This window comes from Streptomyces sp. NPDC037273, assembly GCF_055603625.1.
Map to the genome: position 1 here is coordinate 162,294 of NZ_JBVJVO010000005.1, position 20,534 is coordinate 182,827.

The 20,534-nt window shown below is 71.4% G+C and carries 12 protein-coding genes; 3 read left to right on the forward strand and 9 right to left on the reverse strand.

What is annotated here, in order from left to right; genetic code table 11:
• Positions 1 to 123 precede the first annotated feature (123 nt).
• The gene (gene sigJ / locus ACZ7G1_RS15695) at positions 124 to 1,089 is read left to right on the forward strand and encodes an RNA polymerase sigma factor SigJ (RefSeq protein WP_470874661.1); all 966 of its coding nucleotides are present in this window, start codon (positions 124 to 126) and stop codon (positions 1,087 to 1,089) included.
• A 289-nt stretch (positions 1,090 to 1,378) separates the two neighbouring features.
• Here sigJ and ACZ7G1_RS15700 read toward each other — a convergent pair whose 3' ends face one another.
• Positions 1,379 to 3,421 (reverse strand): calcium-binding protein, encoded by a 2,043-nt coding sequence (locus tag ACZ7G1_RS15700; protein WP_470881161.1) that lies wholly within the window; start codon positions 3,419 to 3,421, stop codon positions 1,379 to 1,381.
• A gap of 185 nt (positions 3,422 to 3,606) precedes the next feature.
• Here ACZ7G1_RS15700 and ACZ7G1_RS15705 point away from each other — a divergent pair, with 185 nt between their 5' ends.
• Complete coding sequence (locus tag ACZ7G1_RS15705; RefSeq protein ID WP_470881162.1) at positions 3,607 to 4,173, forward strand: GNAT family N-acetyltransferase; 567 nt, start codon at positions 3,607 to 3,609, stop codon at positions 4,171 to 4,173.
• A 25-nt stretch (positions 4,174 to 4,198) separates the two neighbouring features.
• Here the strand turns inward: ACZ7G1_RS15705 and ACZ7G1_RS15710 are convergent, their stop codons facing one another.
• The 8 genes from ACZ7G1_RS15710 to ACZ7G1_RS15745 all read right to left on the reverse strand — a co-directional run bounded on the left by ACZ7G1_RS15710 (position 4,199) and on the right by ACZ7G1_RS15745 (position 18,993).
• Entirely contained in the window at positions 4,199 to 4,966 is a 768-nt protein-coding gene (locus tag ACZ7G1_RS15710; RefSeq protein WP_470881163.1) for an IclR family transcriptional regulator, read from the reverse strand.
• A 248-nt stretch (positions 4,967 to 5,214) separates the two neighbouring features.
• A complete protein-coding gene (locus tag ACZ7G1_RS15715; protein ID WP_470881165.1) occupies positions 5,215 to 9,495 on the reverse strand; it encodes a discoidin domain-containing protein in 4,281 nt (1,426 codons plus the stop codon).
• Between the two features lie 38 nt (positions 9,496 to 9,533).
• The gene (locus ACZ7G1_RS15720; RefSeq protein ID WP_470881167.1) at positions 9,534 to 12,914 is read right to left on the reverse strand and encodes a CARDB domain-containing protein; all 3,381 of its coding nucleotides are present in this window, start codon (positions 12,912 to 12,914) and stop codon (positions 9,534 to 9,536) included.
• A gap of 296 nt (positions 12,915 to 13,210) precedes the next feature.
• The gene (locus ACZ7G1_RS15725) at positions 13,211 to 14,221 is read right to left on the reverse strand and encodes a LacI family DNA-binding transcriptional regulator (protein ID WP_470881168.1); all 1,011 of its coding nucleotides are present in this window, start codon (positions 14,219 to 14,221) and stop codon (positions 13,211 to 13,213) included.
• A 180-nt stretch (positions 14,222 to 14,401) separates the two neighbouring features.
• Positions 14,402 to 15,760 (reverse strand): GH1 family beta-glucosidase, encoded by a 1,359-nt coding sequence (locus tag ACZ7G1_RS15730; protein WP_470881169.1) that lies wholly within the window; start codon positions 15,758 to 15,760, stop codon positions 14,402 to 14,404.
• 38 nt (positions 15,761 to 15,798) lie between these two features.
• Entirely contained in the window at positions 15,799 to 16,638 is an 840-nt protein-coding gene (locus ACZ7G1_RS15735; protein WP_470881241.1) for a carbohydrate ABC transporter permease, read from the reverse strand.
• 28 nt (positions 16,639 to 16,666) lie between these two features.
• Positions 16,667 to 17,662, reverse strand: a complete 996-nt coding sequence (locus ACZ7G1_RS15740) for a carbohydrate ABC transporter permease (RefSeq protein WP_470881170.1) — start codon at positions 17,660 to 17,662, stop codon at positions 16,667 to 16,669.
• 14 nt (positions 17,663 to 17,676) lie between these two features.
• On the reverse strand, positions 17,677 to 18,993 hold the full coding sequence (locus ACZ7G1_RS15745; RefSeq protein WP_470881171.1) for an ABC transporter substrate-binding protein: 1,317 nt from the start codon (positions 18,991 to 18,993) through the stop codon (positions 17,677 to 17,679).
• Positions 18,994 to 19,177: 184 nt separating this feature from the next.
• Here ACZ7G1_RS15745 and ACZ7G1_RS15750 point away from each other — a divergent pair, with 184 nt between their 5' ends.
• Positions 19,178 to 20,488: an ROK family protein gene (locus tag ACZ7G1_RS15750; RefSeq protein WP_470881172.1), complete on the forward strand. Its 1,311-nt coding sequence runs from the start codon at positions 19,178 to 19,180 to the stop codon at positions 20,486 to 20,488.
• Positions 20,489 to 20,534: the final 46 nt, after the last annotated feature.

Genomic DNA, 20,534 nt, shown 5'->3' on the forward strand with positions numbered 1-20,534 from the left:
TCCGCGAAGTGTGAGGTGCGTGTGCGGTGAGACGCCGGTCACGTTCGGGGACAGCGATGAGATGATCATGTGACGTACGAGGGAGCAGGACCGGACGAGCGGAACGAGGGAGCGGTCGCGAGCATGAGCACCCCCACCGAGCAGGTGCACGACCGGCGCGGGCCGGAGCCGAGCGAGATCGTCGGCGAGCGGCGCCATCTGACCAATCTCGCCTACCGGCTGCTCGGTTCGCTGGCCGAGGCCGAGGACGCGGTCCAGGAGACCTACACCCGCTGGTACGCGATGTCACCGCGCCGGCGGGAGGCCGTCGAGTCGCCGGGGGCCTGGCTGACGACGGTGGCGGGCCGGATCTGTCTGGACGTGCTCGGCTCGGCGCGGGCGCGCCGCGAGAAGTACGTCGGCGCGTGGCTGCCGGAGCCGCTGCCGGACCGTACGGAGTGGTTCAGCGGACGGGCCGGGGACGGCGGGGGCGAGCCGGCCGATCCCGCGGACCGGGTGACGCTCGACGAGTCGGTGCACATGGCGTTCCTCGTCGTGCTCGAGTCGATGACTCCGGCCGAGCGGGTGGCGTTCATCCTGCACGACGTCTTCCGCTACCCCTTCCCGGAGGTCGCCGAGATCGTCGGCCGTACCCCGGCGGCGTGCCGGCAGCTGGCGACGTCGGCCCGGCGCCGGGTGCGTGACGCGAAGGCGTCGCAGGCTCCCGCGGCGGGACAGGCCGCGCTGGTGCGGGACTTCAAGGAGGCCTGGGAGGCGAAGGACATCAAGGCTCTGGTCGGACTCCTCGATCCGGCGGCCTCGATGACCGCGGACGGCGGCGGGCTCGTCGGGACGGTCCTGCGTCCGGTCGAGGGCGGTGCGCGGATCGCCGAGTATCTGATCCACATCGCCGACAAGGCCCCGGGCCTGACGCTCCTTGAGCGTACGGTCAACGGCCGGCCGGGGCTGGTCGCGCAGCACTCCGGCAGGACGGTGACGGTCGCCGCGTTCGACCTCGACGGCGGGCGGGTGACGCGCATCTGGGCGGTCCGCAATCCGGAGAAGCTCCGGCCGTGGACGGAGGAACGTACGGACGGCTCGCCGGAGTAGAACGGCGCGAGGGGGGGGGGGGGGGGGGGGGGGGGGGGGGGGGGGGGGCGGTGGGGGGGGGCTGGGGGGGGGGCGTCGCGGGGGGGGGGGGGGGGGGGGGGGGGGGGGGGGGGGGGGGGGGGGGGGTGGTGGGTGTGGGGCGGGGGGGAGGGGCGAGGAGTAGTGGGGGGAAGGGGGGGGGAGGGGGGTGGGGGGGGGGGGACGGGGGGGGCGCCCCGCGCCCCCCCCCCCCCCCCCCCCCCCCCCCTCTGTGAGATCCCCTTAGCGAGATCCCCTCAGTGGGCGGGGGTCACGGGCAGCTGATGCGCGTGTCGCCCGTGTCGGTGGTGCAGGTGTCGGTGCCGAAGCCGCCGTTGGCGGTGTCGTTGCCGGAGACGCCGTCGGTGGTGGTGAGGCGGTCGTTGCCGTAGTAGCCGGCGAGGTTGTCGTTGCCGGGGCCGCCGTTGAGGGTGTCGTCGCCGAAGCCGCCGTCGATCGTGTCGTTGCCGTAGCCGCCGTGGACGGTGTCGTTGCCGTAGCCGGAGCGGACGGTGTCGTTGCCGCTGAGGGCGCAGATGACGTCGTTGGCGTAGCCGCCGGTGAGGGTGTCGGTGCCGCTGGTCCCGATGAGGGTGCAGCCGCGGGCGTTGTTGACCGAAGTGGTCGCGACGGCCGTGTTGTTGGCGGGCGCCGGGTCCTGCGGGGTGCCCGTGGCCGTGGCGGTGTGGGTGATCGTGCCGGTGGCGCGGGGCTCGGCGGTCACCGTGACGATCGCGCTGGTGCCGGGGGCCAGGGAGCCGACCGCGCAGTTGGCGCTCGTCGCGGTGGTCGTGCAGCTGCCCTGGGTGGAGGTCGCCGAGAGGACGGTCACGCCGGCGCCGGAGAGCGTGTCGGAGAGGGTGACGCCGGTCGCGGTCGCCGTGGAGGCGGAGGAGTTGGCGACCGTCACGGTGTAGGTGACGCGGTCGCCGATGCTGACGGGGGCACTGGCCGGCTGGGTCACTACGAGGTCGGCCTTGGGCGCGGGGGGCGGTGTTCCGTCGCCGCCGAGGTAGCGGGCGAGCGCGAAGGCGAAGCCGGCGCCGTGGCCGGCGGCGACGATCTTGCCGTCGGGCTGGACGAGGACCGCGCGGGCCTCGTCGTAGTCGTTGAAGCCGGTGACGACGAAGCCGTCGCCGCCGAAGGAGGTGTCGACGCCGCCGTCGGTGTTGAAGCGGACGACGCCGAAGTCGTTCGCCTCGGAGCTGTTGGGGTCGTCGGCACGGCCGGCGAGGACGATCTTCCCGTTGGTCTGGAGGGCCATGGCGTTGGCGGTTCCGCCGTCGCCGGGGAAGGCCACCGAGGTGCGCCCGCCGGTGCCGAAGCCGGTGTCGGGGGTGCCGTTCTCGTTGTAGCGCAGGAGGGCGTAGCCGGCTCCGCCGCTGCCGGCGGCGAGGACCTTGCCGTCGGACTGGACGGCCACGGCGTTGCCGAACTCGGTGCCGCCGAAGTCCGCCGTCACCATGCCGTCGCCGCTGAAGGAGGTGTCGAGGCTGCCGTTCGACAGGTAGCGGGCGACACCGATGTCGAAGGCCGTGTTGCCGACGTAACCGGTGAGGACGATCTTGCCGTCGGGCTGGAGCGCCATGGCGCGGGCGATGCCGCCGCCGTCCTGGGGCGAGGTGGGGGTGAAGCCGGCGATGACGGTGCCGTCGCCGCCGAGGCTGGGGTCGAAGGCGCCGCCGCTGTCGAGGCGTACCAGGGTGAAGCCTCCGCCGCCGCTCTTGCCGGCGGCGAGGATGCGGCCGTCGGGCTGTACGGCGATGTCCGCGCCGTCCGCCGAGCCGCCGAACTCGTCGACGCGGACCAGGCCGCCGTCGCCGAAGCCGGTGTCGAGGCTGCCGTCGGTGTTGTAGCGGGCCACGGAGAAGAAGCAGCAGCCGCCGCCCTCCTCCGCGATGACCTCGGTGGTGCCGGCCACGACGATCTTGCCGTCGGACGGCTGGATCGCCACCGCGTTGGCGACGTGGGCGCCACCGCCGAAGTCGCTGGTCACGATGCCGTCGCCGCCGAAGGAGGTGTCGAGCCCCCCGCCGGGGAGATAGCGGGCGAGGGCGAATCCGGCCTCGCTGCTGAGCCCTGCCATGACGAGCTTTCCGTCGCCCTGCCGGGCGATGTCGTGGCCTTCCGCGTACCCCGGGATCGGTGTGATCACCCGGCCGTCGGGGCCGAACGTCGGGTCCAGGTCACCGGGGGCGGCCAGCGCGGTCCCGGGCAGCGCCAGGGCGAGCGCCAGGCCGCACGCGGCGAGCGCCCCGGCCCTCCCGCCGGCTCTCCGGCGCCACCCCGCGGGCCTGAGATGTACGTGGGTCATGGGTGCGGGAACCTCCGTTGTCGCAGGTGTACGGGCAGCGCACAGCCTCGTACCGGTGCTCCCCCGCTCCCCCGCCGGCCGCGCCGCACTGCGCCCACTGGCCCCCGGGAACCACTCCCGTGAGGGAGCGCGCACGGCGCCCCCACGACCCCGGCACGGCACACCCGCTGACTAGGCTTCCGGTCATGCACACAGCCATGACCAGCGACGCGCCCCTGATCCTCGACGCCGAAGGAGTGATGTCCGATCCCGCGCTCGGGCCCGTCTTCGCCGACTCCGCGCACCGCATCCTGGCCGATCTGGTCCGCGGCGGCGCCGCCCTCGGCTGGGTCGATCCTCCGTCGGCCGAGGAGGTCGCGCGCCTCCTCGACCAGGTCGTCGCCGCGGCACGCGCGGGTGACGGCGGCCTGCGGGCCGCGTACGCCGACGGGCGCCTCGTGGGACTCGGGTACTGGCTGCGCTACGCCCGCCCGACCCATCGGCCCCACGCCGATCTGGAGAAGCTCGCGGTGGACGCCGCCGCCCACGGCCGTGGCATCGGACGGGCCCTGACGGCCGCGCTCGTCGCGGACGCCGGCCGGGCCGGCGTCGAGGTGCTCACCCTGGACGCCCGCGGCGACAACGAGGGCGCCCTGGGGCTCTACCGGTCCCTCGGCTTCTCCGAGTACGGCCGCCTGCCCGACTTCGTCGCCGTCGGGGAACGCCGCTACGACAAGGTCTTCTACATGCTGGACTTCCGCCGGAAGCCCTGAGTCCGTCTGTCCGCGGTCCGCCGGGTCAGAAGCGCAGGATGAAGGCGTGGCTGGTCAAGGTGGTCTCGGCCTTGAGGCGCAGGTGGTGGGAGAGGGGGTCGAGCAGGTGGGCACGGCTCATGGGGAGGGAGAAGGCGAGGGCGGCCGGGACGGTGCCGACGGATATCGGGACGGCGGCGCAGACGGTGCCGGGGGCGTACTCCTCGCGTTCCTGGACCGCGTGGCCCCTGCAGACCCGAGAGAGCTTGCGAAGGAGTGCGTCGGCGTCCGGGACGGTGTAGGGGGTGAGGTGTTCGACGGGGTGGCGGGAGAGGTGGTCGCGTCGCTCGTCGGGGTCGAGCTGGGAGAGCAGGCACTGGCCGATGGAGTGGGCGTGGGCGGTGCGCCGGAAGTCCGCCCACTCGTCGCACGCGGGTGCGCCGGGCCCGGAGGACTGGCCGACGAGTCTGACCTCTCCCTCCTCGTACCAGGCGTAGTAGATGGCGGCTCCGATCTCGTCCCGCAGGGAGTCCAGCCATGCCTGGAGGTCACGGGCGGAGTCCTGTTCGGGTAGGGCGCCGCCGAGGCGGGCCGTGGCGGAGCTGATGAGGTAGCGGCCGCCGTCGCGGTGGAGATAGCCGTCGTGGGTGAGGGTGCGGAGCAGGTGGTAGGTGGTGCCGATCGGGAGGTCGGTGCGCCGGGCGAGGTGCTTGGCGGTGGAGCGCGAGGGGTCTTCGGCGACGGCTTCGAGCAGGCGCATGGCGCGCCGGACGGATCCGATGAGCGTGGGGCCCTCGGAGGTGGATGGCGACATGGCGGGGTTCCCCCTGGGTGCCTCCCGTCGCGGTCGGGCGGCGAGCTGCGTGTTGTTTCGTGGTCCGGTCCTGGGCGGGGCGGCCGGTCGTAGTTCCCCCGAATCCGTACGTCCTGCGTTCGGCCTCCCCAGGCATAGCCCACCATGCTGACAGGTCCTCTGACCAGGCCCATTTCACGCGTGCGGCGCGGACCCCGGGTGGGGCCCGCGCCGGTGGCGGGTGGGAGGCGGCCCGAGGGCCGCCGGCACTACGGGTTGATGTGGATCTTGAAGGTGGATGTGGTGTTGCGCACGTCGACGGCGTTGCCGTTCAGTTCGAGGCCGTTGAAGGTCACTTCACCCACGGCCGGGCCCTGTCCCGACTCGGGCATCTCGTTGGCCCAGAGGCCGAAGCCGGACTTGGCGTCGTAGGCGTCACCGCTCTTGCGGGCGCCGGTGACCGAGACGTCGGTGAAGACGGTGTCCTTGATGGGGAACTGGGGTTGGCCGCCGACGTAGTTCGTCTGGAACATCACCCCGCTGTAGGTGGGGTCGACGATGTCGACGTGGTTGACCCTGATCCCCTGGAAGACCTTCGAGGCGGAGAAGACCCAGATGCCGGGGAAGGTCTGCGCGCCCCAGAAGTGGCCGCCGGCCCGGACGACGGAGATGTTCTCGAAGGTCGTGGGTCCGGTCCCGAAGCCGTTCATCGGGTAGCCGAAGTCGAGGGAAGAGATGGTGATTCCGGAGTAGACGAGGGTGTCGGCGATGTGGATGTTGCGGAAGGTGTTGTCGTAGCCGCCGTAGACGGCGACGCCCGCGGCCCGCCAGGTGAGGGTGGTGGTGAGGTTCTCGTAGACGTTGTTCTTCATGTCGGCGCCGCCGGCGTCGATGGCCGAGAACAGCGCGAAGCTGTCGTCGCCTGTGGCCCTGGCGTCGTTGTTGGTGACGAGGTTGTCGGTGGAGCCGTTGGTCATGTTGACGCCGTCGGCGAAGAGGTTGCGGATGCGGGAGTTCTTGATGGTCATGCGGTCGGTGTTGGCGCCCCAGTAGAGGCAGACCATGTGCTCGTTCCAGATGTCGTCGATGACGATGTCCGAGACGTTGGAGAAGTCGAACACCTTGCCCGGGCCGTCGATCCGTGAGGTGTAGTTGCCGAAGTAGGCGAAGCCCTTGAAGAGGGAGCCCTTCGCCGAGGCCTCGGCGCGGAAGCCGACGTCCGTGTTGTCCTGGGTGGTGGGGGCGTGGAACTTCGTGAACCACGGTCCGGCGCCGACGACCTTGACGGCCTTGCCGTACACCTGGAACTTGCTCGACGTCTGGTAGTCGCCCGGCGGCAGGTAGACGCCGACGAGGGTGCCGGTGGTGTCCATGCGGACCTTGTCGAGCGCGTTCTGCACGTCCTGGTGCGTGGTCCCGGCGGGCACGGTGTACGTGGCCGGGTCGGGGTTCGCGGCCGGGGCGACCTTCTCCAGGTTCACGAAGTCGATGGCGTACGTGGAGGTGTTGGCGGCGTCCTTCTGGAGGCGGATCTTCGCGCCCGCCGGCACCGTCTCGCCGAGGAGGAGGTGCGCCTCGTCGTAGATGTGGCGGGGGGCACCGGAGCCCGGGGAGTTGCCGGGGGCGGTCTCGTTGCCGTACAGCCAGGCGTACTTCGAGGTGAGCGGGAGCGCCTTCTTGAAGACGCCGTCGACGTAGACGTTGATGGTGGAGTCGATGCCGCCGCCGCCCGGGGCGTCCGGGATGGAGAACCGGGTGACCAGGGTGTTGGTGGCGGCGCGGGTGGTGAACTCGACGTACTCGCCGGTCGCGTCCAGGTTGACGGCCTTGCGGCCCGATGCCTCGCCCGCGATGTCGCCGACGGTCCTGTTGGGTCCGACGACGGTGGCGCCGCCGCCCGCGGTGGCGTCCTCCGCCTCGTACATGTCGTAGGGCATGTGGGCGCCGCGGCCGACGAACAGCGGCTGCGTGGTGGTGTTGTTGGCGCGCTTGGCCGGCGGTTCGTTGCCGTCGTCGGCGAGGACGGTCCGCACGGTGTACGAGCCGTTGGCCGCGGTCCAGGGTCCGAGGGTCACCTCGGCGCTGGCGCCGGGTGCGAGGCTGCCGGTGTGGGCGCCGGTGAGCGTCTTGACCGTGGTACCGGTGGAGTCGAGGAGGCTGAGGGTCACGCCGTGGCTGCCCGGGGCACTGGCGTCGGTGCCCTGGTTCCTGACGGTCGCCTTGAAGGTGACGGTGTCTCCGGCGGCCGGGCTCGACGGGGTGCTCGTCACCGAGGCGGTGATCAGGTCGGATCCCGCGACCGGCTTGACGACGAGGGCGGTGGGGCTGGTGTGGGTGTTGTTGGACTCGTTCTGTTCGATGACGGCGCCGGCCTCGTCGGCGACGGCGCTCAGCTGGTAGCTGCCGGCTTCGCGGGCGCCGATGGAGGCGCTGACCGTGGTCTGCGCTCCGGCGGCGAGGGCGCCGACCTGTGCGGTGGCGACCTTGGTGCCGTTCAGCCGCAGGGCGACGGCGCTGGCGGGTGCGGCGGCCGGGCCGCTGTTGCGGACGGTGGCCGACACGGTGATGGGGTCGGACTCCACCGGGGCGGCGGGCGAGACGGTGAGGCCGGTGACCTCCAGGTCGGGGTTGGGTGCCGGGACGCCGATGACCTGGAAGTCGGCGAGTTGGCCGGCGGGGGCGCCGGTGTTGGCGGTGAACTTCAGCTGGACGTCGGCGACGCGCCCGGAGACGGGGACGGTGACGCTGTTGCCGTCCGCCGGGTCGAAGCGGAGGCTCTTCGCGGCGGCGAGCGTGGTGAAGGCGGTGGCGCTCTGTTCGCGGCCGAGGACCTCGACGGTCTGCGAGCGGGCCGCCCAGGCGCTGTCGGGGTTGAGCCGGAGCACGAGCCGGTCGAGGTCGGCATTGGCGCCGAGCTTGACGGTGAGGGTGTTCGGGTAGCTGCCGCCCGCGCCTTCCCAGTACGTCGACAGATTGTTGTCGTTGGCGTTCTCGGCGACGTAGGTGTGGACCGTGGAGGAGGCGCTGATGGGCTTGGCCACGGCGAGGTCGGAGCCGGTGCCGCCGGTGCCGTTGCGGGTGACGCTGTTGCTGTCCACCGACTGGTTGCCGGCCGCGTCCTTGGCCCTGACGCGGTAGGTGACGGTGGCCGAGGCGGGCTGGGTGTCGGTGTAGGTGGTGACGCCGCCGGCGACGGTGGTGCGCAGGGTCCCGTTGGCGTAGACGTCGTAGCCGGTGACGGCGGTGTTGTCGGTGGCCGCGTTCCAGGTGAGCCTGATCTGGCCGGTGGCGGGTTCGGTGTAGGCGAGGTTCGCCGGTGCGGTGGGGGCCTGGGTGTCGCCGGCGTCTCCGGTGCGGGTGACGGTGTTGCTGTCGGCCGACTGGTTGCCCGCCGCGTCCCTGGCCCGGACGCGGTAGGAGACGGTCTGGTTCGCGGGCCGGTTGTCGGTGAACGTGGTGACGTCGCCGGCGAGGCTGGTGAGGAGCGACCCGTTGGCGTAGACGTCGTAGCCGGTGACGACGGTGTTGTCGGTGGCCGCGTTCCAGGTCAGCTTGATCTGGCCGGTGGCGGGTTCGGTGTAGGCCAGGCCGGTCGGTGCGGAGGGAGCCTGGGTGTCGCCGCCGGTCGGGCCGTAGACCTCCAGTTCGGATATCTGGGCGGCGGGCTGGCCGGTGTTGGCGGTGACCAGGACCCGTACGAAGCGGGTGGTCGTGGCGTCGAAGGCGAGGGTCGCCGAGTGGCCGGTGGTGGTGTCGAAGGCGTAGGCCCGGGCGGCGGTGAGGTCGGTGAACGTGGTGCCGTCGGTGCTGCCCTGGATCTTCAGGGTCTGGCTGCGGGCGCCCCAGGTCTCGGGCAGCCGCAGGACGACGCGGTCGACGCGTACGGAGGAGCCGAGGTCGGCCTGGAGCCACTGGGGCAGGGCGTTGTTGGCGCTCTCCCAGTAGGTGGCCCGGTTGCCGTCGTTGGCGTTGCCCGCCGTGTAGACCTCGGTGTGGCTGCTCGCGGTGAGGGTGCGGCCGCTCGCGAGGTTGCCCGAGGAGCCGTCGGCGGCGTGGACCTCCAGTTCGGAGAGCTGGGCGGCCTGCCAGCCGGTGTTGGCGGTGATGTCGACGCGTACGAACCGGGTCTGGGAGGCCGGGAAGGCGACCGTGACCGTGTTGGCGGCGCCCGGGGCGAAGGTGTAGGCGGCGGAGCTCTTGAGGGTGGTGAAGCTGGTTCCGTCGGCGCTGCCCTGGACGGAGAGCGTCTGGTTGCGGCTCTCCCAGCCCGCGGGGAGCTTCAGGACCACCTCGTCGACCCTGGTCGTGGCGCCCAGGTCGACCTGGACCCACTGGGGCAGGGTGCTGCCGGCGCTCTGCCAGTACGTCGACTGGTTCCCGTCGGTGATGTTCGCGGCGCCGTACTCGGCGTGGGCGCTGGCCGCGGCGGTGGCGTCGCCCAGGGCGATGTTGGGGCCGCCCGCCGCCGTGGCGGTGGTGAGGGGGCCGCCCAGGGCCAGGAGGCTGGTCGCGATCGCGGCGCTCAGGGCCCGTGATCTCCAGGTGCGCATGGTCGTCTGTCCTCGCTCTCGGTGGGTGGGCACGGGGGTCAGCCGGCCCGGTTGACGACGAACTGGGAACCGGGCTCGACGAGGACGTCTCCCTCGGCGCTGCCGGTGATCGTGACGTTCTTGAGGGTGGCGCTGCCCCTGGCTCCGCTCATCGCGAGGATCCCGGAGCCGTTCCTGGACCCGTCGATGCGGACGTCGGTGATCCGTACGTCGGGCATGGCGCCGCCGCCGGTCTTGAACTGGATGCCGTCGTAGGTCGAGTCGCTGATGTCGGTGTCGCGGATGGTGACGCCGGGGATGTCCTGGCCCTGTGCGAACAGGGTGATGGCGCCGAACTCCTGGTCCTCGTTCCAGAACGCCCCGCCGGTGCGGTACAGGGCGTTGCCGGCGATGAGGGTCTGGCCGGTGAAGGGCAGCGGGTCGTGGTCGGTGGCCAGCATGATCCCGGGGTAGTTCATGGTGTCGGAGATGATGTTGTTCTCGATGGTGTTGCCGTAACCGCCGTATACGGCAATGCCGTTGGCGCGCCAGGGCAGCTGGATCGTGTTGTTGCGGAAGTGGTTGTCGTGGCCGATGTCGACCGAGGTGTCCTTGACGTACTTGCTGGACCAGACGGCGAGCGCGTCGTCGCCGGTGTTGCGGAACGAGGAGTCGTACACGGTCGAGTTGCGGGTGCCGTTGGCGAAGTTGATGCCGTCGGCGTAGGTGTTGCGGATGCGCATGCCGGTGAACTCCACGCCGTCGCCGGGGCCCCAGAGTTCGGGGATGTTGGAGTAGTCGCGGCCGGCCCAGACGCCGACGTTGGCGTGCTCGATCCACACGTTGCTGATCTTGGTGCCGGTGCCGAAGCGTCCGTTGAGCCCGACGCCGCCCTCGGCGTTGCCGTCGCCGCCGCGGATGGTGCCGGAGCCGAAGATGGCGAGGTCGGAGATGCGGGTGTTCTGGTCGATGTCGAAGCCGAAGTTGCCCTCGTGCGGGTGGTTGATGCCGCCCGCCTGGTGGGGCGGGGTGGTGGTGTAGAGCTGGGTGTGCCACATGCCGGCGCCGCGGATGGTCACGTCGCGGATGCCGACCTGGTTGAACTCGCCGCGGTTCAGCGGGTCGTCGGTGAGGATCTTCTGCTCCTGGCGCCACTGGCCCGCGGGGATCCAGACGCAGCCGATCTCGCCCTTCTGGTCGGCGGTGACGGCCCGCTGGATGGCGTCGGTGTCGTCGATGCCGTCGTTGGGGACGGCTCCGTAGGTGGTGATGGAGACGCAGCCGGCCGGCTGGGTGGCGGCGGGGGCGACCTGCTCCAGGTCGATAAGGTCGAGGACGTAGAAGGCGGCGGTGTCGCCGGAGTCCCGCTGGAGCCGGAACTTCGTGCCCACCGGGTAGGTCTGGGTCAGGAGCGCGTGGGACTCGTCGAAGAGCCGGCGCGCGTCGCCCTGGGGGGTGTTCGTCAGGCCTTCGGGGCTGTCGGTGGTGCCGTAGAGCCAGCTGTGCTTGGAGGAGAGGGTGAGCTTGCGCAGGAAGGTGTCGTTGACGTAGAGGCTGATGGTCGCCTCGGTGCCGCCGCCGGAGGGGGCGTCGGGGATCGAGTTGCGGACGACGATGGAGTTCGCGGCGTTGGTGGAGGTGAACTCGACGAACTGGCCGGTGGCGGTGAGCCGCACGGAGCGGCGGCCGGAGGACTCGGTGGCGAAGTTGGTGTGCCCGAAGGTCCGCTTCTGGTCGCTGGTCAACAGCGTGCCCTGGTAGCGGGCGTCCTCCGCCTCGTACTCCGTGTACGGCAGGGCCGCGCCGCGTCCGACGACGAGGGAGCGGGCGAGGACGTTGTTCGTCTCGTCGGTCTCGGCGACGGTGCCGGTGGCGTCGGCCGTGGCGGTCAGGGTGGCGCCGCCGCTGGTGGCCGTCCACGTTCCGGCGATGGCGACGGTGGCGGTCTCACCGGCGGCGATGCCCGGCGTGGTGCCCTGGAGGGTGGTCGTGCCCGCGGTGAGGCGGGTGATCGTGCCGGCCGGGACGGCGGTGGTGCCGCGGTTCTGGACGGTGACGGCGAAGGAGACGGCCGCGCCGACGGCGGGCGCCGACGGGTTGCTGGTGATGCCGGTGACCTTCAGGTCGGGGCCCGGGCTCTGACCGACGGTCAGCTTGCCGGCGGCGGTACGGCTGTTGTTGCCGTTGTCCTGTTCGGGGACCGTGTCGGCCGGGTCGACGACGGCGGAGACGGTGTACGAGCCCATGGGGCGCTTGCCGACGGGTACGGCGACGGTCGCGGAGGCTCCGGCGGGGAGGGAGGCCACCGGAGCCGATCCGGCGACGGTGCCCTCGACGCTGACGTTCACGGTCGTGGCGGGCGCGGTCGCGGTGCCGGCGTTGCGGACCGTGGCGGCGACCGTGACGGTGTCGGCCTCGGAGGGCGCGGACGGGGTCCAGGTCAGGTCGGTGACGACGAGGTCGGGGTTCGGGGCGGCCGTGCCGAGGACCTGGATCTCGGCGACCTGGGCGCCGGGGGCGCCGGTGTTGGAGGAGAAGGCCAGCCGGAGGTCCGCGTAGCGGCCGGTGACCGGGACGACGACGGAGTTCCCGCCGGAGGAGGGGCTGAAGGCGTAGTCGGCGCGGGCCTTCAGGGAGGTGAAGCCGCTCGCTCCCTGCGGGCGGCCGAGAACCTGGAAGGACTGGGTGCGCGGGCCCCAGACGACGTCGGGGTTCAGCTTGACGACGACCGCGCTGATGTCCGCGTCGGCGCCGAGCCGGACGGTCAGGTCGGCGGGGAATCCGGCCGATTCCCAGTACGTGGCGGCGTTGTCGTCGTTGGCGTGGGTGGCCACGTAGTTCTGGGTGGTGGAGGTGGCCTCGATCGGCTTGCCGCGGGCCAGGTTGGTCCCCTCGACGGGCGGATCGACGGGGCCGCCGGGTTCGCCGTAGACCTCGACCTCGGACAACTGGGCGGCGTTCCAGCCGGTGTTGGAGTCGACCTGGATGCGCAGGTAGCGGGTGGTGGCCGTGGTGAGGTCGATGTCCACCGTGTTGGCTGCGGCGGGGTCGAAGGCGCGGGCGCGCGGGGCGGAGAGGGAGGTGAAGGCGGCGCCGTCGGTGCTGCCGAGGACACCGACCGCCTCGGAGCGCGCCTCCCAGCCGGTGGGGAGTTTCAGCGCGATCCGGTCGACGCTCACCGCGGCGCCGAGGTCGATCTGCACCCACTGGGGGAACGAGCCCGCGGGCCCTTCCCAGTAGGACTGCTGGCTGCCGTCGGTGACGTTGCGGGCCGGGTAGGAGCCGTGGGCGCCGCCGGCCGTCACCGCCCTGCCCAGCGCCAGGTTGGGTTCCGCGGCCGGGGCGGCGGCGTGCGCGGGGGCGGGTAGCAGCCCGATGGCGAGCAGGCCGGCGGTCAGCGCGCCGGCCGTGAGCCGCCGGCTCAGGTGTGTGCCTCTCATGGTGACCTTTCCACGATCCGGGCCGCGGCTCGGGCGCTACCTGCGGAGAGGAGAGCGACAGGGGCGTTCGGCGGGAACCCGGCATGACTCCGACAGTGAAATGCGGCGCGCAACCTGACTTTTGAGCGATTCAGTCAATCTTTTGCGGCGCCGAGGTGACAGGTTTCTACCGGGTCACGACTTTGTCAACGGTCGGGGAACAGCGGGACGCAAAAAAGCACCGGCACCGGGCGCCTCGGGAGGCGTCCTCGGTGCCGGTGCCGGCGGGACGGAAGAGCGTGTGGCGGGGCCCTGACTCAGCCGACGGGCGGCTGCGCCGTCGAACCCCTGACGACGAGTTCGGGCTCGAAGAGCAGCTCGCCGGGGTGGGTCTGGGTGCCCTGGATCTGGGCGCAGAGCAGCTCGACGACCGCGCGGCCCATGGCCTCGATGGGCTGCCGGACGGTCGAGAGCGGCGGCTCGGTGCAGTTCATGAAGGCCGAGTCGTCGAAGCCGACGACCGACACGTCGTCCGGGACCGAGAGGCCCCGGCGGCGCGCCGCCCTGATCGCCCCGAGGGCCAGCGGGTCGCTGGCGCAGACGATCCCGGTGACCCCGCGCTCCAGGAGCCGCGCGGCGGAGGCCTGTCCGCCTTCGAGGGAGAAGATCGACCGCTCGACGAACTCGTCGGACAGCTCCTTGCCGGAGGCTGCGGCGAGGGCGCGGGCTGCTTCGAGCTTGCGGCGCGAGGGGATGTGGTCGCCGGGCCCGAGGACCAGGCCGATCCGCTCGTGTCCGAGGGAGGCGAGGTGGCGCCAGGCCTGCTCGACGGCGACGGCGTCGTCGCAGGAGACGCAGGGGAAGTCGAGCCCTTCGATCGCCGCGTTGATCAGGACGACCGGGATGTTGCGCTCGGCCAGCTGGTGGTAGTGGTCGTGCGGTGCGGCGGCCTGCGCGAAGAGCCCTCCGGCGAAGACCACGCCGGAGACCTGCTGCTGGAGCAGCAGCTCCACGTAGTCCGCCTCGGAGACGCCGCCCTTGGTCTGGGTGCACAGCACGGGGGTCAGCCCCTGCTGGGCCAGCGCGCCGCCGATGACCTCGGCGAACGCCGGGAAGATCGGGTTCTGGAGCTCCGGCAGGACCAGGCCGACGAGCCGGGCGCGCTCGCCGCGCAGCTGCGTGGGGCGCTCGTATCCGAGGACGTCCAGGGCGGTGAGCACGGACTGCCGTGTCGCTTCGGAGACCCCGGGCTTGCCGTTGAGGACACGGCTGACCGTGGCCTCGCTGACCCCCACCTTCTTCGCCACTTGAGCAAGTCGTCGCGTCATGAACGCAAGCGTAGCGCAAGTCACGCAAGCGAGTTGCAGCTCCCCGCAATCGAGCCCGCCCGACATCGACCGGTACGCACACATCGGGCCGCCGGGTTCGGGCCGCTGTCGCGCGGGCATGCCGAAGGCCGCCCCGGCGGTGTGCCCGGGGCGGCTCTCGTGGGTGAGGTGCGAGGTGGGTCAGCCGGCGGTGGCCTCCCGGTGGGCGCGGATGATGTCGGCGTACCGTCGCCCGCTCGTCTTCACGGTGCGCCGCTGGGTCGCGTAGTCGACGTGGACGAGGCCGAAGCGCTTGTCGTAGCCGTAGGCCCATTCGAAGTTGTCGAGCAGGGACCAGGCGTAGTAGCCGGCCAGCGGGGCGCCCTTGCGCAGGGCGGAGGCGCAGGCGGCGAGGTGCTGCTCCAGGTAGCGGGCGCGGTCCGGGTCGTGGACCTCGCCGTCGGGGCCGACGGTGTCGGGGAAGGCGGAGCCGTTCTCGGTGACGTACAGCTTGCGGACGCCGTAGTCCTCGGTGAGCCGCAGGAGGAAGGCCTCCAGGCCGCCCGCGTCGATCTGCCAGTCCATACCGGTGCGCGGGACGTCGGGCAGCCGGACCTCGGCGGCGTACGGGACGGGGCCGGCCGGATCGTCGGCGACGGTGGCCGGGAAGTAGTAGTTGAGGCCGTGCCAGTCGAGCGGGCTCGCGATGGTCTCCAGGTCCCCCGGTCGCTCGGGGAGTTCGACGCCGTACAGCTCGCGCATGTCGGCGGGGAAGCCGCGGCCGTATACCGGGTCGAGCCACCAGCGGTTGGTGTGACCGTCCATGCGGACGGCGGCGGCGATGTCCTCGGGCCGGGTGGAGGCGGGGGCGACGGTCGAGTGGTTGGTGACCAGACCGATCCGGGCGCCGGGGGCGGCCGCGCGGACGGCCTGGGTGGTGAGGCCGTGGGCGAGCAGCAGGTGGTACGAGGCGCGGACGGCGGCCGTGAGGTCGGTGAGGCCCGGGGCCATGCGGCCTTCGAGGTGGCCTATCCAGCCGGAGCAGAGGGGTTCGTTGAGCGTGGCCCACTGGGTGACGCGGTCGCCGAGGCGTTCGGCGACGACGGTGGCGTAGGCCGCGAGGTGTTCGGCCGTCTCGCGGACGGTCCAGCCGCCGCGGTCCTGGAGGGCCTGCGGCAGGTCCCAGTGGTAGAGGGTGACGGAGGGGGTGATGCCGGCGTCGAGGAGTCCGTCGACGAGCCGGTCGTAGAAGTCGAGTCCGGGCGCGTTGACGGGTCCGTCGCCGCCGGGGACCACGCGGGGCCAGGCGACGGAGAGCCGGTAGGCGTCGGTGCCCAGCTCCTTCATGAGGGCGACGTCCTGGGGCCAGCGGTGGTAGTGGTCGCAGGCGGTGTCCCCGTGGTCGCCGTTGTCGACGGCGCCGGGGGTGCGGGAGAAGGTGTCCCAGATCGAGGGGGCGCGGCCGTCCTCGGCGACGGCGCCCTCGATCTGGTACGCGGACGTGGCCGTGCCCCAGGTGAAGGAGGGCGGGAAGGCGGCGAGGTCGAGCGGTGCAGACACGGGAGTCCTTTCGGGGGCGCCGGCGCCGGTGGTGGGCGTCACTTGACCGCGCCCGCGGTGAGGCCGGTGACGAGGTAGCGCTGGAGGAGGAGGAAGCCGGCGACGACGGGGACGCTGACCACGAGCGAGGCGGCCATGACCTGGTTCCAGTAGACGTCGTTCTGGGTGGCGTAGCCCTGGAGGCCGACGGCGAGGGTGCGGGTGGTGTCGTTGGTCATGACGGAGGCGAAGAGGACTTCGCCCCAGGCGGTCATGAAGGCGTAGACGGCGACGGCGACGATACCGGGGACCGCCGCGGGGATGACGACCCGGAAGAGGGCCCCGAGGGGTCCGCAGCCGTCGACCTTGGCGGCTTCGTCGAGGTCGCGCGGGACGGCGTCGAAGTAGCCGATGAGCATCCAGATGGAGAAGGGCAGCGAGAAGGTCAGATACGTGAGGATCAGACCGCCGCGCGAGCCGAAGAGGGCGATGCCGGTGGCGTTGCCGATGTTGACGTAGATGAGGAACAGCGGCAGCAGGAAGAGGATGCCGGGGAACATCTGCGTGGACAGGACGGTGACGGTGAAGACGCGTTTGCCGCGGAAGGCGTAGCGGCTGACGGCGTAGGCCGCGAAGATCGCGATGACGACGGAGCAGACCGTCGCGGCCCCGGCCACGACCACCGAGTTCACGAAGTAGTCGGCGAGCGGGACGGTCTCCCAGATGTCGGCGTACGGGCGCAGGGTGAGCCCGGAGGGGATCCACTGGAACTTCCCCGAGACGTCCTCAAGGGGTTTGAGGGAGCTGGAGATCATCACGTACACCGGCAGCAGGACGAAGCCGGTGAGCAGGGTGAGGAAGATCCGGCGGCTCCAGAGGAAGGAGCGGGGCGCGGCCATCGGGGAGCGCGGGCGCCTTCGTGCGGTGTCAGACATCGCTCGTCTTCCTTCCCCGGGTGGTGAGGAGCAGGTAGCCGCCCGTGACGACCAGCAGGAAGAGCAGCAGCAGGACGGACATGGCCGAGCCGGTGCCGAAGTTCCAGGTCTGGAACGAGGACTGGTAGATGTGCAGGGAGATCAGGTCGGCGGATTCGGGGGCCGCCTTCCCGAAGAGGACGAAGGGGGTGTTGAAGTCGTTGAAGGTCCACAGGAAGAGGACGAGGACCAGGACCTGGTTGACGGAGCGCAGCGACGGCAGGGTGATGCGGCGGATCTGCTGCCAGACGCCCGCGCCGTCGAGGGCCGCGGCCTCGTAGATCTCCTTGGGGATGTTCTGAAGCCCGGCCATCATGATGAGGAAGGCGAAGGGCCAGCCCTTCCAGACGGAGACGACGAGCAGGGTCACGAAGGCGTTGTCGCCGATGAGCCAGAAGGCGGGGCTGTCGCCGATGCCGAGCTGGTCGTGCAGGACGTGGTTCACCAGGCCGTTGTCCCGCTGGAACATGAACGCCCAGGTGATGACCGCCGCGTAGACCGGCAGGGCGTACGGGACGAGGAAGAGGGCGCGCAGGAAGCCGCGGCCTCGGAAGGTCTCCTGCATGAAGATCGCGGCCGCGGTGCCGAGCAGCCAGCACAGGCCGACCGAGCAGAGGGTGAAGAGGCAGGTGGTGAGGAAGGAGGCGAGCAGGGCCTCGCCGACGGGGGCGTCGAAGTCGACCGAGACGGCGTAGTTGTCCAGGCCGGCCCAGGGCGCGCTGCTCCAGTCGCGGATGAAGAACTGGGTGAGTTCCCGGAAGCTCATCGCGATGCCGATGAGCATCGGGACGAGGTGGACGAGGAGTTCCAGGAGCAGGGCCGGCAGGAGCAGCAGGTACGGCAGGCCGAGGGCCCGGAGCCGCCCGGGGCGGCGCGTGCGGGGCGCCGTCCCGGGGGTGTGCCGCTGTCCGTTCCGTCCGCCGGTCTTCTCGGGGGCGGTGGTGGTCATGGTGGCGTCCGGACTCACTTCTTGGGCATCTGCTGCTGGGCCTTTTCGAGCTTGGCCCGTACGGACTCGGTGGTGACGGCGCGGCCCGCGGCGGCGTCGGCGAACAGCTCCTTGACGGCGGTGCCGACGACGGTCTCGAACTGCGACTCCTCGGGGACCTGCGGCAGGGCGGCGGCGCTGGTGGCGAGGGTGTCGCGGAGGACGGCGACGGCGGGGGTGTTGAACGCGGGGTCCTGCTGGGCGGCCTTGACGGGCGGGATGGAGCCGTAGGCCGTGTTGAGGATCTTCTGTTCCGCGTCGCCGGTCATGAAGTTCACGAACTTGAGGGCGCCGTCGATGTTCTTGGTGTTCTTGAAGACGGCGAGGTTGATGCCGGCGACCATGGAGTTGGTGGACGTGCCCTGGCCGGGGGCGCCGGAGGGGACGGGCGCGGGGGCGACGCCCCACTCGTCGTCGCTCATGCCCTGGGACTTGAAGGTGGCGGAGGCGGTCTGCCAGAGGACCATGGCGGTCTTGTTCTTGGCGAAGTCGCTGAGGGACTGGTTCTGGGCGTACTCGGCGTTGCCAGGGGCGACGATCTTGTGGCTGGCCATGAGGTCGACGTACTGCTTGACGGCGGCGACGGCACCGTCGGAGGTGAAGTCGGCCTTGCCGTCGGGGGTGAAGAAGTCGGCGCCGTGCTGCTTGCCGAGGACGAAGACCTGGTGGATGTTGTTGGAGAGGTTGGAGCCCTCGACGCCGATGCCGGAGCCGCCGCCCTGGGTGATCTTCTTGCCGGTGGCGATCAGTTCGTCCCAGGTGGCCGGGGGCTTCTCCACGCCGGCGTCCTTGAACATCTTCTTGTTGTAGTAGAGCGCGTACGCCATGGAGTACAGCGGCACCGCCGCCGGGTCCTGGCCCTGGACACCGGTGGAGCCGAGCGCGGAGTCGACGAAGCGGTCCTTGCCGCCGATCTTCTCGAAGTTCTTCGCGTCCCAGGGCAGCAGGGCGCCGCTGGCCTGGAGGGACGCGCTCCAGGTGTTGCCGATGTTGAGGACGTCGGGGCCCTGGCCGGAGGTGGTGGCGGTGAGGATGCGGTTGAGGAGGTCGGACCAGGGGACCACCTCCAGCTTCACCTTGATGCCGGTCTCCTTCTCGAACTTGTCGAGTTCGGGCTGGAGGACCTTCTTGTCGACCTCCAGGCTCGAACCCTGGTTGGAGGCCCAGTAGGTGAGGGTCTTGGGCTGGGAGTTGGAACCGGCCCCGTCCGTGCTGCCGCCGCCGCAGGCGGCTGCCGAGAGAACGAGGGAGAGGGTGACGGCACCGACGGCGGCGGCTCTGATTCTGCGCATGATCCCAGGGGCCTTTCGTGGGGTCGTGGAAGTCGGGGAAGAGGGAGCGCGACGTCCTCGCGTTCAACCTCCGAAGCCCTCTCCCGACTTAATTTAGGATGTGAGTTAAACCTCAAGCGAAGGTGGCGTCAAGAGGTCCGCCAGGGGTATGTTGCGAATCCGATCCAAGGGAAGAGGGTGCTCGGTGAGCGTACGCAGCGGCCGGACCGTGCGTGACCTGCGGCGGGAGAACCGCACCGCGGTCCTGCAACGGTTGTATTTCGACGGGCCGATGAGCCGCTTCGCGCTGGGCCCCGCCACCGGACTCAGCTCGGGGTCCGTCAGCAACGTCGTCGCCGAACTCGTCGCGGACGGCCTCGTCGAGGAGGCCGGCAGCGTCGACTCGGCCGGCGGCCGCCCCCGCACCCTCCTCCGCATCCGCCCGAACAGCGCCTACATGATCGGCGTCGACGTCGGCGAGACCCGCGTCCGCGTCGAGCTCTTCGACCTGGCCCTCACCGAACTCGCCCGCGTGGAACACCCCCTCGACCCCGAAGGCCCCCGCCGCGTCGACCGCTACGACGTCGGCGTCGTCGTCGGCCACGTCCGCGACGGCATCGAAGAGGTCGTCCGCCACGCCGGCGTCTCCCCCGACCGCCTCCTCGGCGTCGGCGTCGGCGTCCCCGGCATCGTCGTCCGCGACCCCGACGACCACGCCGTCGTACACGGCCAGACCATCGGCTGGGACGCCGTCCCCCTCGAACGCCTCCTCCGCGCCGCCGTCCCCCTGCCCCCCTCCGTCCCGTACGTCATCGACAACGGCGCCAAGACCCTCGGCCAGGCCGAGATGTGGTTCGGCGCCGGACGCGGCGTCCGCAACGCCGTGGTGGTCCTCTTCGGCTCCGGCGTCGGCGCCTCCGTCGTCTCCGACGACCTCCGCCCCGGCCGCGCCGTCGAATGGGGCCACCTCACCGTCCGCGTCCGCGGCCGCCGCTGCCGCTGCGGCTCCCGCGGCTGCCTGGAGGCCTACGCCGGCGCCGAAGCCCTCCTCGAACGCTGGCGCGAAGCCGGCGGCAACCCCCCGGCCGGCGCCGACGAGGAGACCGCCCTCACCTCCATGCTCGCCGCCGCCTACCCCTCCGCCCCGGACGCCGAGCCCGACGCCACCGCCCTCTCCGTCCTCGAGGAAACCGCCGAATACCTCGGCGCCGGCTTCGCCGACCTCATCAACCTCTTCCAGCCCGAACGCATCCTCGTCGGCGGCTGGGCCGGCCTCCAACTCGGCACCCGCTTCCTGGAGACCGTCAAGGGATACGCCCAGGAGTACGCCCTCACCTTCCCCGCCTCCCGCGTCCACATCGGCCTCGGCACCCTCGGCCCCGACGCCGTCACCGTCGGCTCCGCCATCCTCCCCCTCGCCGACTTCTTCGCCCGCGGCGGCCGCCCCGCCCCACCCGCCGCCCCGGACGTCACCCCGGCCTGGCAGGAGACGCTGCGGGAGCGGGCTGCCCACTAGGAACTGCCTCGGGAATCAGTGACGTTGCCTACCGGGAACCGAACTC